At 39.0% G+C, this 13763-nt stretch carries 13 protein-coding genes; 5 read left to right on the top strand and 8 right to left on the bottom strand.

The features are described from left to right. Window positions 1-2 precede the first annotated feature (2 nt). Window positions 3-1004, top strand: coding sequence for an aminotransferase class I/II-fold pyridoxal phosphate-dependent enzyme (locus tag ACA100_RS09610; RefSeq protein WP_481077493.1), 1002 nt, complete (start codon window positions 3-5; stop codon window positions 1002-1004). Window positions 1005-1081: 77 nt separating this feature from the next. Continuing rightward, entirely contained in the window at window positions 1082-2329 is a 1248-nt protein-coding gene (locus ACA100_RS09615) for an aminotransferase class I/II-fold pyridoxal phosphate-dependent enzyme (protein WP_481077494.1), read from the top strand. A 71-nt stretch (window positions 2330-2400) separates the two neighbouring features. Here ACA100_RS09615 and ACA100_RS09620 read toward each other — a convergent pair whose 3' ends face one another. From ACA100_RS09620 to aegA, 5 genes are all read right to left on the bottom strand, one after another. Then, a complete protein-coding gene (locus ACA100_RS09620) occupies window positions 2401-3222 on the bottom strand; it encodes an NAD-dependent epimerase/dehydratase family protein (RefSeq protein WP_481077495.1) in 822 nt (273 codons plus the stop codon). A gap of 75 nt (window positions 3223-3297) precedes the next feature. After that, the gene (locus ACA100_RS09625) at window positions 3298-3726 is read right to left on the bottom strand and encodes a hypothetical protein (protein WP_481077496.1); all 429 of its coding nucleotides are present in this window, start codon (window positions 3724-3726) and stop codon (window positions 3298-3300) included. A 61-nt stretch (window positions 3727-3787) separates the two neighbouring features. Beyond that, window positions 3788-5932: a formate dehydrogenase subunit alpha gene (gene fdhF / locus ACA100_RS09630; RefSeq protein ID WP_481077497.1), complete on the bottom strand. Its 2145-nt coding sequence runs from the start codon at window positions 5930-5932 to the stop codon at window positions 3788-3790. Window positions 5933-5949: 17 nt separating this feature from the next. After that, window positions 5950-6453 (bottom strand): 4Fe-4S dicluster domain-containing protein, encoded by a 504-nt coding sequence (locus ACA100_RS09635; RefSeq protein ID WP_481077498.1) that lies wholly within the window; start codon window positions 6451-6453, stop codon window positions 5950-5952. Then, window positions 6446-8440 (bottom strand): formate-dependent uric acid utilization protein AegA, encoded by a 1995-nt coding sequence (aegA, locus tag ACA100_RS09640; RefSeq protein ID WP_481077499.1) that lies wholly within the window; start codon window positions 8438-8440, stop codon window positions 6446-6448. Before aegA ends, ACA100_RS09635 begins: the two co-directional genes overlap by 8 nt. Window positions 8441-8717: 277 nt before the next feature. Here aegA and ACA100_RS09645 point away from each other — a divergent pair, with 277 nt between their 5' ends. The 3 genes from ACA100_RS09645 (at window position 8718) to trmL (ending at window position 11325) form a co-directional block, all read left to right on the top strand. After that, window positions 8718-10370, top strand: coding sequence for a CTP synthase (locus ACA100_RS09645; protein WP_481077500.1), 1653 nt, complete (start codon window positions 8718-8720; stop codon window positions 10368-10370). 107 nt (window positions 10371-10477) lie between these two features. Continuing rightward, complete coding sequence (locus ACA100_RS09650; RefSeq protein WP_481077501.1) at window positions 10478-10858, top strand: hypothetical protein; 381 nt, start codon at window positions 10478-10480, stop codon at window positions 10856-10858. Further along, window positions 10855-11325: a tRNA (uridine(34)/cytosine(34)/5-carboxymethylaminomethyluridine(34)-2'-O)-methyltransferase TrmL gene (gene trmL, locus ACA100_RS09655; protein WP_481077502.1), complete on the top strand. Its 471-nt coding sequence runs from the start codon at window positions 10855-10857 to the stop codon at window positions 11323-11325. Before ACA100_RS09650 ends, trmL begins: the two co-directional genes overlap by 4 nt. Here the strand turns inward: trmL and ACA100_RS09660 are convergent. Genes ACA100_RS09660 through pta form a run of 3 tightly spaced genes read right to left on the bottom strand, consistent with a single transcriptional unit; the run spans window position 11309 to window position 13724 of the window. After that, window positions 11309-11602: an RnfH family protein gene (locus ACA100_RS09660; RefSeq protein ID WP_481077503.1), complete on the bottom strand. Its 294-nt coding sequence runs from the start codon at window positions 11600-11602 to the stop codon at window positions 11309-11311. The genes trmL and ACA100_RS09660 overlap by 17 nt on opposite strands. Before the next feature lies 1 nt (window position 11603). Beyond that, a complete protein-coding gene (locus tag ACA100_RS09665) occupies window positions 11604-12038 on the bottom strand; it encodes a type II toxin-antitoxin system RatA family toxin (protein ID WP_481077504.1) in 435 nt (144 codons plus the stop codon). Between the two features lie 12 nt (window positions 12039-12050). Then, window positions 12051-13724, bottom strand: a complete 1674-nt coding sequence (gene pta / locus ACA100_RS09670; protein WP_481077505.1) for a phosphate acetyltransferase — start codon at window positions 13722-13724, stop codon at window positions 12051-12053. Window positions 13725-13763: the final 39 nt, after the last annotated feature.

Consider the following 13763-nt stretch of genomic DNA (forward strand, 5'->3'; position numbering starts at 1 on the left):
CAATGATCAGAGGCCATGGTGATGATTATTTTAATTTTAATCACATAGAGATTAATTTCAGTAGCAATGTTTATCAATCACCAGCGATTCCTGCTTTACAACAATATTTAGCTGATCAATTGCATTTAATCACGCGTTATCCTGAACCTGATGCTGCATCATTAAAGCAATTACTATCAGAAACCTATCAAATTCCAGAGCAGAAACTTTGGGTCACCAACGGCGCAATCGAAGCCATTTATCTCATCGCACAAGCCTTCCAAAATCAACGAGCAACCATTCTTGCACCTACATTTAGCGAATATGCGGATGCTTCTCGCATTCATAATATAGCCATTCAATATATTTATAATATTGATGATTTTAAAGGTGATAGCGAACTCTGTTGGTTATGCAATCCCAACAATCCGACAGGCACTTATTTAGATAATAAAACTCTGATTGCATTGTTTAAAAAATGCCCACAAACAACTTTTGTGGTGGATGAATCCTATTTAGCTTTCATTCAATGCTCAAGAAGCTCTGTATTTCCCTATCAAGATCTACCCAATGTCATTACATTGCATTCATTGACCAAATGCTTTGCCATTCCTGGTTTACGCTTAGGTTATTTCTCAGCATCCGAAGCTTTAATTCAAAAAATCAGCCATTACGCAATGCCTTGGTCAGTGAACCAATTAGCCATTGAAGCAGGTAAATTTCTCATAAAGTACAAAGATAAATTTGCTGTGCCTTTAGCTGACTTATTGAATGAAACTCAAGGTTTACGTGATGTTATTAATCAAATCCCAATGCTATCTGCATTACCCACAGAAACCCATTTCTTTTTAGTACATATTCAAAATGAAATAATGACAGCCTCTGAACTCAAGAAAATATTGGGCGAAGAACATGGAATATTAATTCGTGATTGTGCTAACTTTGAAGGATTAACGCCCTATTATTTCCGCATTGCAACACAAAAAAAGAAGCCAATGAATCCCTCATCAATGCACTACAAATGATTTTCAATTAGTACTTAAACTTCCTGCAAGATATTGCTATATTCATCAATCTTATAAAAATATCAGGTGGGATTAAAATGGCGGATTCACAGTGTAAAGGTTTCAACAGTCAGCTTTTATCAACAGATAAAAGCCTAAAAGATGTTCATGGTGCGATCAATACGCCGATTTATCGTACAGCAGCTTATGAGTTTCCAAGCTCTCAAGCCATTGCAGATGCTTTCCAAAACAAAGAGATGATTCCTTCCCACACTTATTCGCGCATCAGCAATCCCACCGTTGAAAGTTTAGAGAAAAAGATCAAAGCCATTTCTGGTGGCGATCAAGTCATGCTGTTCAGCTCTGGCATGGGGGCAATTTCTAATACATTCATGGCCCTCGCTTATGCTGGCAGTAATATTGTGACTTCACCACATTTATTCGGTAATACCTTTGCATTTTTCCAATTCACATTAGCTGAATTTGGTGTAGAAGTTCGCTTTGTGGATACAGATGACCTAGTTGCTATTGAAAATGCCATTGATGAAAATACCTGCGCTTTCTTTTGTGAAGTGATCACGAATCCCCATTTAGAAATTGCAGATTTAGCCAAAATTTCACCCATTTTGAAAAAGCATAATGTACCAATGATTGTCGATACAACGGTGATTCCTTGGTGCGGATTTGATGCGAAAAAATTTGGCGTAGATATTGAAGTGGTTTCCACCACAAAATACATTTCAGGTGGTGCAACAAGTTTGGGCGGTGCAATTGTTGATTATGGTTCATTTGATTGGTCTAAACATCCTCGCTTAAAAAAAGTTACGCCACAAGCACCATTTTCTGCATTTATGTTTAAGATTAAACGTGAAATTGCCCGTAATTTTGGTGCAAACATGGATCCTGATACAGCATTTTTCCAATCATTAGGCTTAGAAACATTAACATTGCGTTATGAAAAAATGAGCAAAAATGCTTATGAATTGGCAAAATTCTTAGAAACTTTACCTCAAATTGTAAAAGTTTCTTACACACAATTAGATAGCTCACCTTACAAAAAGCTATCAGATGAAATGTTTAAAGATCATCCTGGTGCAATGCTGACATTTGACTTAAAAGATCAAGCCACTTGCTTTGCCTTTATGGATAAACTGCAACTCATCAAACGCGCAACAAACTTGTTTGATAACAATAGCTTGATCATTCATCCTGCTTCTACAATTTATGGCACATTCACAGCAGAAATGCGTAAAGTGATCGGCATTGAAGATACATTGATTCGTATGTCTGTTGGCTTAGAAGAGCTAGAAGACATTAAAGCTGATATACTTCAAGCACTGCAATAATCAATTTTTCGCACATCAAAATCAAAAATCCTCGCTATGCGAGGATTATTTTTATTACAAGCCCGATTTAATTAAACTTCGTAAATTGAACCTTGATATTGGAATGGGAAATCACGTGTGATTTTACTGCCATCCACATACGATGCACGCGTTGGGCGTGCGAGTTCAGCCTCATCAAAAATTGGTAATGGCAAGCGATGATCCACCGCCACTTTATTATAATATTCATAACGCGTTGGATGCATTGCCACAACCACATTATAAATCTGCTTTTCAGTCCAATCGCCCGCAATGATCGCCGCAATTGCATTCACAGCATCCACACGATGAACCATATTAATACTATGATTTGGATGGTCAAAATGCGTTTTCTTCTGCATCCAATTTTGTGGTAAGCGATCATCACCAAATAATCCACCCAAACGCACAATCGCTACAGGAATTTTAACCGCTGCTAATAATGCTTCTTCTGCTGCTAGAACTGCATCACCTGAATCATTGATAGGTTCGCAATAGGATTGCTCTGTTACGATGTTGGCTTGCTTGCCATATACAGAGATCGAGCTTGTGAACACAATGCGCTTTGTACCGCAATATTCAGCAGTTTTTGCTAAAGCAGCCACGATGGATGCATATTTTTTCAAACCATGATGGCCATTTGGTGGCAATGTGATCACCAAAGTATCACAACTGAATAGCGCTTTAATGTTTGGATTTCTTAATGATAAATCCAAAGTTGTGTTCAACAACTGACAATTCAAACCCAATGCTTTGACTTCTTCAACACCTTCTGTTGATGCCTTTGAGCCTTGCACATCATAACCATCTTTTTGCAATTTCTCTGCCAATGGCAAACCAACCCAGCCCAAGCCAACGATGGAGACTTTTTCCATGTTATTATCCAACCAAATGGAGGGATTATAGCTTAAAAGCACTAAAACTTATCGTTTAATCTATCTAGATGATTATTACATTGATCCAATAATATTATTCAAACAATACATCGTATATTTATCCACTACTGATTTTTGCTTAATCAAACCACGCATTGAATCTTTTGTAATTTCCGTCTTAAGTAATTCATTTCGCATTTGCCACTCTTTTAAAACTTCTTCACCAACATATGAACAATATTGAAAATATTTTTGACCAACTACAGCATTGGAATATTGATTAAGCCTTGTCGATAAAGATTCTATTGCCGAACGATAATTATTAAAATCAACCACATCATCAAAATATAATGCTTTATAAAAACGCTCTTCCATGTTGTAACGAATAGCATAAATGTCACTCACAAGATTAAGATCTCTATACAGTTCTTTTTCATCTTTTGCATTGGCATTGCTACCCAAAGATAGAATCACTGCTAATGTTAGAAGAATACTTTTTCTCATTCTATATTTATCCTTTTGATTTATATAATTATTAGGCTATTCATAATACTATAATCTCATATTATCTAACAGCATGATTCAACGATTCCTTAATCTGCACATAAGTTTCCTGCACATAATTCTCTGCCCAAGTTTGATCATCAATCACTTCCAACTTCACCGCACAATGCTTATATTCAGGTGTTTTGGTGATGGGATCACCCACATCCAATGTGAGTTTATTACATGCACCAATCCACCATTGATACGTCATATAAACTGCGCCTTTATTCACTCGCTCATTAAAATTAGCGCGCGTCATCACTTGCCCACGGCGCGATGCAATCCATACCAAATCTTGATCTTTAATGCCCATTTTTATGGCATCTTCAGGATGAATCTGCACAAATCCTGGCTCATCTGCCAATGTTTGCAAAGCACTGCAATTGCCCGTCATAGATCGGCAAGAATAATGCCCAACTTCACGCACGGTTGATAATATGAATGGATATTCTTGATCTGTTTTCTCTAATGGCGATCGCCATTCTGTGGCATATAACTGCCCTTTTTTCGATGGCGTTGAGAACAGATTATCTTTATAGAGCCATTCTGTACCTTCGTGATTTTCATCAGGACAAGGCCATTGAACATGTCCTAAGCCTTCTAATTTTTCATAAGTCACGCCAGAAAATGATGGGCACAATGCACGCATTTCATCCCAAATTTCTTTGGTATTGGCATAATCCATCGGATAGCCCATCGCGTTCGACATCAAACTAATGATCTGCCAATCAGTTTTGACATCGCCTTTTGGCTCTACGGCTTTATTAAAATGCTGAAAGCCACGATCAGCAGCGGTATAAACGCCCTCATGTTCGCCCCAAGAAGTTGCAGGAAATACAACATCCGCCATCAATGCTGTTTTCGTCATAAAGATATCCTGCACAATCACAAATTCTAATTGCTCAAAGGATTGCTGAACCATGGATAAATCAGCTTCCGTTTGCATTGGATCTTCACCCATCACATAAAAGGCTTTGATCTTATCTTCATGCACCACTAAATGTGGCACTTCACTTAAAAACTCGCCAACTTTATTCGGTAAAGATTCCACATTCCAAGCTTTCTCAAATTTTGCACGGATATTATCATCTGTCACAGGCTGATAACCTGGGAATTGGTTTGGCAAAGCGCCCATATCACAAGCACCTTGCACATTATTTTGCCCGCGCACAGGGGAAATTCCGACATTGGGTCGCCCAAGATTTCCCGTTAATAAGGCTAAACTTGCCAATGTTTTAACCGCATCCACACCTTGATTCCACTGTGTCACGCCCATTCCCCACATAATCAACGCACCTGATGATTTAGCATACATACGTGCAGCTTCTCTGATCTTTTGCGCAGGAATCCCCGTAATCGTTTCAGAATATTCTGGCGTATATTGCTGAACCGTTTGCTTCATGGCATCAAAGCCTTCCGTGAATTGGTTCACATAATTGGCTTTATAGAGCTTTTCTTCAATGATCACATGGACAAATGCATTGAGTAGCGCGACATTCGTGCCATTTTTCAATGGCAACCATAAATCCGCAATACGCGCTGTTTCAATATAACGAGGATCACATACAATGATCTTCGCGCCCTTTTCTTTCGCTTTGATCACACGGCGCGCAATGATCGGATGAGAATCTGCGGCGTTATAACCAAAAACTAATAGACAATCCACATCCTCAATCTCATTGATTGAGTTGCTCATTGCGCCGTTTCCTACAGTTTGTTGCAGACCTGCAACAGATGGTGCATGTCACACCCGAGCACAACAATCTATATTATTCGTCCCCACTACTGCACGAGCAAATTTTTGCATTAAGTAATTGACTTCATTGCCTGGCCCGCGGGATGAACCTGTCAAATAAATGCTATCCGAGCCATGTTTTTCTTTAATACCCATCAATTTTTCAGAAGCAAACTCAATGGCTTCTGCCCAAGAAACTGGCTGTAATGGTTCATTGCGATTTTTTCGCATCATTGGCGTTGTTAAACGTGGCGTTAGGATTTTCGTATCATTGATAAAATCCCAGCCATAATAACCTTTTAAACATAATTCCCCTTGATTCGTATATCCATTCGCGCCTTCTGCACCCACAACTTTGCCATCTTCCACCATTAAATAGAGCTTACAACCTGATGCACAATAAGGGCAGACTGTTAAAACTTTTTCCATAATATTTTTCCCCAATTTTATTGAGTTAAGCTCACTAAGCTTTTAGCAGCCGTTGCTTCCCGTTTTTCTTTAATAATTTCATCCAGTGATTTAGCATCCATGATTGTTAGCGCATGCGTTGGACAAACTCTTACGCAAGCTGGCCCAGTTGCAACTTCATGGCATAAATCGCATTTCAGCGCTTGGCTATCCTCTTGTGTAATCACCGTCATTGCGCCAAATGGGCAAGCAATCGCACAGTTTTTACAGCCAATGCAGAGTGATTGATCCACAATGACAGCATCATCTTGCCTTGAGATTGCCAATGTTGGGCAAACTTCCGCGCAGGGTGCATTTTCACATTGGCGACATAATACAGGCAGCGTGATTTTTGCACCACGAACCACTTTTAAACGCGGTGAAAATGTCTCTTTCGGCAATAAAGTTTGCAGTTTAATTTCAGAATGAGCAACAGCACAGGCAATCTCGCAAGTCCTACAACCGATGCAGCGCTCTGCATTCACTGTAATGAATTTATTCATGGCGCAACTCTCTTGCCACAAATTGCGGCGGGAAAATTGGTTCTACTTTTAGATATTTAATGATGCCTTCAGCTGCTCTTCTACCATCTGACATTGCTGTCACAACTAGATCCGCACCGCGCACAACATCACCACCTGCGAAAATTTTAGCATTGCTCGTTTGACAGAATTTACCTTCGCCACGTGCTGCATCAATGCCGCCCCATTTATCCAAATTCACATGATAAGATGATAACCAAGGCATCGCATGAGAGCTGAAACCAAAGGCTTGCAAGATAATATCAGCATCTAAAATGAATTCTGAACCTGCAATTTTTTGTGGTCGTCTACGCCCCGAAGCATCAGGTGCACCTAATTCTGTTTTCACCATTTCAATGCCTGAAACTTTACCATCATCATCCAGAATGATTCTTAATGGCTGAACATTGAATAAGAATTCAACGCCTTCTTCTTTCGCATTTTTCACTTCTTTTTTAGAGCCTGGCATATTGGCTTCATCCCGACGATAAGCACAAGTCACAACTTCTGCACCTTGCCGAATGGATGTCCGTACGCAATCCATCGCAGTATCACCACCGCCTAAAACCACAACTTTCTTGCCTTCCGTATTTACATAAGGCTCTTTTTCTAGCTGCGCTAAATCCATCACATGCTTCGTGTTGGCAGTTAAAAATGGCAATGCATCATAAACATCATCCGCATTTTCATTCTCTAGCCCTGCTCTTGTATATTGATAAGCGCCAACCCCCACGAATACTGCATCATAATCACGCATCAAATCATCAAAAGAGATATCTTTGCCAATCTCTGTATTTAAATGAAACTCAATACCCATTTCTGTGAACAGTTCACGACGATGGACAAGGATATTTTTATCCAATTTAAAAGATGGAATGCCAAAAGTGAGCATCCCACCAATTTCAGGATGGCGATCAAACACAACAGCTTTAATGCCATTTTTAGTGAGCACATCCGCACAACCTAAACCTGCTGGCCCTGCACCAATGATTGCTACGCGCTTGCCTGTTGCAATCACGTTCGATAAATCTGGCTTCCAACCCATTTCAAAAGCAGTATCGGTAATATATTTTTCAATGTTGCCAATCGTAACCGCACCTAAATCTCTACGATCTAAAGTACAAGCACCTTCACATAAGCGATCTTGTGGGCAAACTCGGCCACAAATTTCAGGCAATGAACTGTATTGATGGCACAATTCAACTGCTTCTAAAATTTTGCCTTCTTTCGCTAATGTGATCCAATGAGGAATTTGATTATGCACTGGGCAAGTCCATTCGCAATAAGCATGATCGCCACAAGTGATACAGCGCTCGCCTTGCTTTTCAACATCGCATTGATTAAAACCGATATAAATTTCATCAAAGCCTGTTTTACGTTCTTCGATCGCGATTTTATCCGCATCTTTTCTAGGAATTTTACCTAAGTTATCAATGATGGAAGATCGTTGCGGCGCTTGATAGCCGTGATTCCCAAGCATCGTACGCAACTGCTTTTGTTGCTGATTATGTTGAATTAAGCTTTCATCATAATATCGAATGGCATTCGTTGGACAAGCATTCACACACGCAGGGCCATCGTTTCTCTCTTCACATAGATCACATTTATGGGCAACCGCTTCATAATTTAGAAAGCCATCTTGAGCTTGAGCATTCACAACTGAAATCACGCCAAACGGACAAGCAATCACACAGTTTTTACAGCCAATACATTTTTCTTCAATTAATTTAACGTGATCATCTCTGAATATCAGCGCATCTGTTGGACAAACAGCAACACAAGGTGCATCATCACATTGATGGCACATCACAGATGTTCGCACATTACCATTGTCTAATAATGTTACTCGTGGTAAGAAATTCTCTTTATTCTCTGGCCAAACCTCATCATTGTGAGATAAGACACAAGCGGTTTCGCATGCTAAGCAACCAATACAACTTAATGGATCAGTTAAAACGAATCGATTCATATCCCGCACCTGTTTCTTTTATATTAATTATTAATGTCTGCAATTTTATAATAAATGTGCTATTTACTGCTATTTTGCAGTCTTGTACATGATTTAAAGCAAAAAGTGACTGAATTTAGATTAATTGGTATTGAGATTCATCATAAATCTTTATCGGAATCTGTCTAATTTATTTTCTTTTAGAAAATTCTCGAAATCTTCTATCGCAAAACCAAGGACGATATAGTACAATGCAATCCCTGATATATATACATTTTATCCCAATCAGGAATTATTCATGACACGTTTTATCTTTGTGACTGGTGGTGTTGTTTCATCACTGGGTAAAGGCATTGCCGCAGCTTCACTTGGCGCTATTTTAGAATCGCGCAAACTTAAAGTAACTATGATGAAATTGGATCCGTACATTAATGTCGATCCAGGCACAATGAGCCCATTTCAGCATGGTGAAGTTTATGTGACTGAAGATGGCGCAGAAACTGACTTAGACCTTGGTCACTATGAGCGTTTCATTCGCATGACTGCAACACGTAAAAATAGCGTGAGCGCAGGTCGTGTTTACTTGAACGTTATCCAACGCGAACGTCGTGGTGACTACTTAGGTGGCACAGTTCAAGTTATTCCACACATTACTAATGAAATCAAAACGTGTATTCGCCAAGCTGCTGGTGATGCAGACATTGCATTGATCGAGATCGGCGGCACAGTGGGTGATATTGAATCATTGCCATTCTTGGAAGCAATTCGTCAATTGAGTTCAGAATTGGGTCGTGATCAGTCCTTGTTCATGCATTTGACATTATTGCCTTATTTACAAGCTTCTGGTGAATTGAAAACAAAACCAACACAACATTCTGTGAAAGAATTGCGTTCAATTGGTATTCAGCCTGACATTTTAGTCTGCCGTTCTGAAGTTGCTATTCCTGATGATGAAAAAGGCAAAATCGCACTCTTTACTAACGTCCAAAAAGAAGCAGTGATTCAATGTTTAGATGCTAAAACGATCTATGAATTACCACGTGTATTGCATGAAGAAGGCTTGGATCGCATCGTATTGGATTACTTAAAATTGTCTGCACCTGAAGCTGATTTAACAGAATGGGATGCAGTTGTTGAGAAGATCTTAACACCACAATCACAAGTCAATGTACTAATGGTCGGTAAATACATCGACTTAACAGATGCTTATAAATCAGTTAATGAAGCGTTGTTCCATGCTGGCATTAAAAACTCTGTGAAAGTAAAAATCCATTACTTAGACTCAGAAACATTAGACAATGCAAAAACAAATGATGAATTAGCACCATATTTTGAAAATATTGATGCTGTATTAGTGCCAGGTGGATTTGGTGAGCGCGGTATTGAAGGCAAGATCAATGCTGTTCGTTATGCTCGTGAACACAAAATCCCATATTTTGGTATTTGTTTAGGCATGCAAGTTGCTGTGATCGAATATGCACGTAACGTTGCTGGCTTAACAGACGCAAACAGCTCTGAAATTCGTTCAGATACTCCTCATCCTGTGATTGGTTTAATCACTGAATTCACAAATGCAGCAGGTGAAACTGAACGCAGAACAGCTAAATCAGACGTTGGTGGCACAATGCGTTTAGGCGCACAAACATGTGTATTAGAAAAAGATTCTAAAGCTTACGAAATCTATCAAAAAGAAGAAGTGATCGAACGCCATAGACATCGTTATGAATTCAATAATGATTACTTGAATGTATTGAAGCAAGCAGGCTTGAAATTCTCTGCATGGTCAAAAGACAAAGAGTTGGCTGAAATCGTTGAAATTCCTGAGCATCCTTGGTTTGTTGCATGTCAGGCTCACCCTGAATTCAAATCAACACCACGTGATGGACATCCATTGTTTGTCAGCTTTATTGCAGCAGCAGTTGAGCGCCAAAAGAAAACTTCTGGTCAGTAATTCTAAATCTTATATAAATATCTCGCCTTCATGGCGAGATATTTGCATTTAATGAATTAATAAAATATAAAAATAATGGTTATATTATTTTATTGAGAGGCTTATTAATGTTGAAATATTTAGGATTAACCTCGTTAATCATCATTGCGGCAGGTTGTGCAGGCAAAACAGGGCCGTTACCTAGCCAAACAACTAACACTAATCCTGATGCTATTCGCTGGATTATGGAAGGCCGCGGACCAGAATGGCACGTTAGCATCAATGATCAACGATTTCATGGATCATTCCCTGGTCGCTATGAAGGCCGCGTAATGAGCTGGGAATCCTCAGAAAAAGGTAATAAAACATATCTTAAAGCCACCAATCAATTAGCTAACATTGAATTAACGGAAAAAGATTGTGCAGTTGCAGGTAAAGATTTCACCCATTCTGCCATTGTCAAAATTAACAAAAAAACATTTAAAGGCTGTGCTAAACGTAAATCATGAATCGACTATCAGTAATATTATTTGAGCCTGAAATTCCACCGAATACAGGCAATATCATCAGACTTTGTGCAAATACAGGTGCAAAATTACATTTAATTAAGCCTTTAGGTTTTAAACTTGAAGATAAAGCACTTAGAAGGGCTGGATTGGATTATCACGAATGGGCCGATCTCAAAACTTGGGATAGCTTAGCTGAATGCTTAGATTATATTAAACCCAACAATGCATATTCGATGACAACTAAAGGTACTCGCTCTTTTTTTGATGTTGAATTCAGTGATAATGACGCTTTAATTTTTGGCCCAGAAACCCGTGGTTTACCCAAAGAATTTCTAGAAAGCCAACCACATGAAACATTATGCCGCTTACCGATGACAGAAAATGGACGTAGTTTGAATCTATCCAATAGTGTTGCCATCGCAATCTATGAAGGATGGCGCCAACTGAACTTTACTTCTTTGAGTTAAGCAGCTTTCTTTTTCGTTCTGCTCGAATTGTTCGGGCAGTTTTCGGATCTATCTGTAATGGTCGATAAACTTCTATGCGATCACCATCTTGCAAAACATAATCCAACTCTACTGATTGATTAAAAATGCCGTAAATGGGCGATTCAATCATTGATTTTGCCTTTTCATCCAATGCAAAAGAAGACAATGCATCTTTCAATGCGCTGCCTTCTTCAATCATTTGATATTCTTGCAATTGCTCATTCGGCAAAGCCAAAACATATTCAATTTTGATCATATTATTCGCCATAAACAACCTTGGCACGATCAGAAAAAGCTTTGATCATGGAACCATACATATTTTCAAAAATTGGATTGAGCATGTTGGACAATAAGCCAATAGATAAAGTAAAGTCGAGTTCAAATTCAATTTTTGATTCAGTTTCTGAAATATCCGTGAACTTCCATTCTCCACGCAATTTTTTGAAAGGCCCATTCACCAAAGACATATGAATCATTTCACCATCCACCATTTGGTTTCTTGTGGTGAAGCTTTTATTCACTGGCCCCATCAAAACACCAACAGAGGCATCCATTTCACTCTCAGTTTGGCGAAGTATCCTTGCTGTTTTACACCAAGGTAAATATTCTGGATACTTCTCCACATCATTAACTAAATCAAACATTTGCTTAGCCGAATAAGGTACGACTTTACTTTTACGAATAATTGGCAAAGAAAACTCCTGTTACTTCTGTTGCGCCGCCTGCACTGCGGTAATCGCAATAGTGTAAACGATATCTTCAACTAATGCACCACGAGATAGATCATTTACTGGCTTTGCCAATCCTTGAAGCACTGGTCCAATGCTGATTAAATTCGCACTTCTCTGCACTGCTTTGTATGTTGTGTTCCCTGTATTTAAGTCTGGGAAAATAAATACTGTTGCTTGACCTGCAACTGGGCTATTCGGTAATTTCTGCTTCCCTACAGAAGGCACATAAGCTGCATCAAACTGAATTGGGCCATCAATCATTAAGCTTGGATCAGCCGCTTTCGCCAATTCTGTCGCTTGTTTTACAGCTTCCACATCTGCACCAGCACCTGAAGAACCTGTTGAGTAAGAGATCATCGCAACGCGTGGTTCAACATCAAATGCCTTTGCAGATTGTGCGGATTGCAATGCAATATTTGCCAATTGTTCAGGCGTTGGATTAGGATTCACAGCACAATCGCCGTAAACATTTGCACCTTCTGGCATCAACATGAAAAAGATACTGGAAACAATATTGGAACCTTTTGCTGTGCCCAATAATTGCAATGCTGGGCGAATTGTATCAGCTGTCGTATGAACTGCACCTGAAACCAATCCTGCAACATCATCTTTTGCCAACATCAAAGTCCCCAAAATTACAGTATCTTTCACTTGCTCTTTTGCGATCTCTTCTGTCATACCTTTATGTTTACGCAATTCCACCAACGTGGGTACATATTGTTCTGCCACATCTTTTGGATCAATGATCTCGATAGATTCTGGCAATGTTAAACCTTGCGCTTCTGCTACGGCTTCAATTTTTGCACGTTCGCCTAACAAAACACATTGCGCAATCTGTCGATCATGACAAATCACCGCAGCTTTTAATGTTCTTGGTTCATCGCCTTCTGGTAATACGATGCGCTGATTCGCTTGGCGTGCTTTTTCAATCAAACGATATTTAAAGAATGCTGGCGTTGTGATTGGCTTTTCTTCCACAGCATTCAATTTAGCAACAATATCGTCCACTTTTAAACTGCCTTGAATGAAATTAACAATATCATTAACATCGCGCAAACTTTGATTATCTGCGATCAAACCTAAGCAATCAATTTGCTCATCCGTTAAAACTTGGCATGCATTTTCTTCATCCGATAAAGATGCATCCGCCATCTTATTGGCGACATAACCCGCCAGCCAATTTTTCAAACCTGAAAAACGCTTAATATAGAAATTCAAATATTCGCCAATTTGACAGAATGTATTTGCACCAGCATTCCCCGCAAAAATCAATCCTGACTGGAAAGTTGCCGCTAGATCTAAATTTAATTTCTCAGTAAAAGGATTGCGAGCATTTAATTCAATCCCTTCAATCAGCACAACATCATTATCTGCTTGAGCTTTGACAACTAATTCAATACATTTCTCTAAAATAGTGTCGTAATCATCTTTTAAGATTAAGCTTTCAACTTCTGCCATATCCAATGATATCGGTGCAACACCATCAAAAACATATTTATACAACATTGCAGTATCTTTATTAGCATGACTAATTGGTTTGATATAACCAACTTTCAAACCTTTGGCTTCTAATGCTTTAACCAATGCAAAAGTAATTGGATAAAGATTTTTAATTTGGCCAATTGGGCTAACGAATAATGTTTTCATTAAGAGAATTCCTATGTTGAACGAAAAAGGATGATATCA

It is taken from the genome of Wohlfahrtiimonas sp. XWW7 (assembly GCF_056716055.1).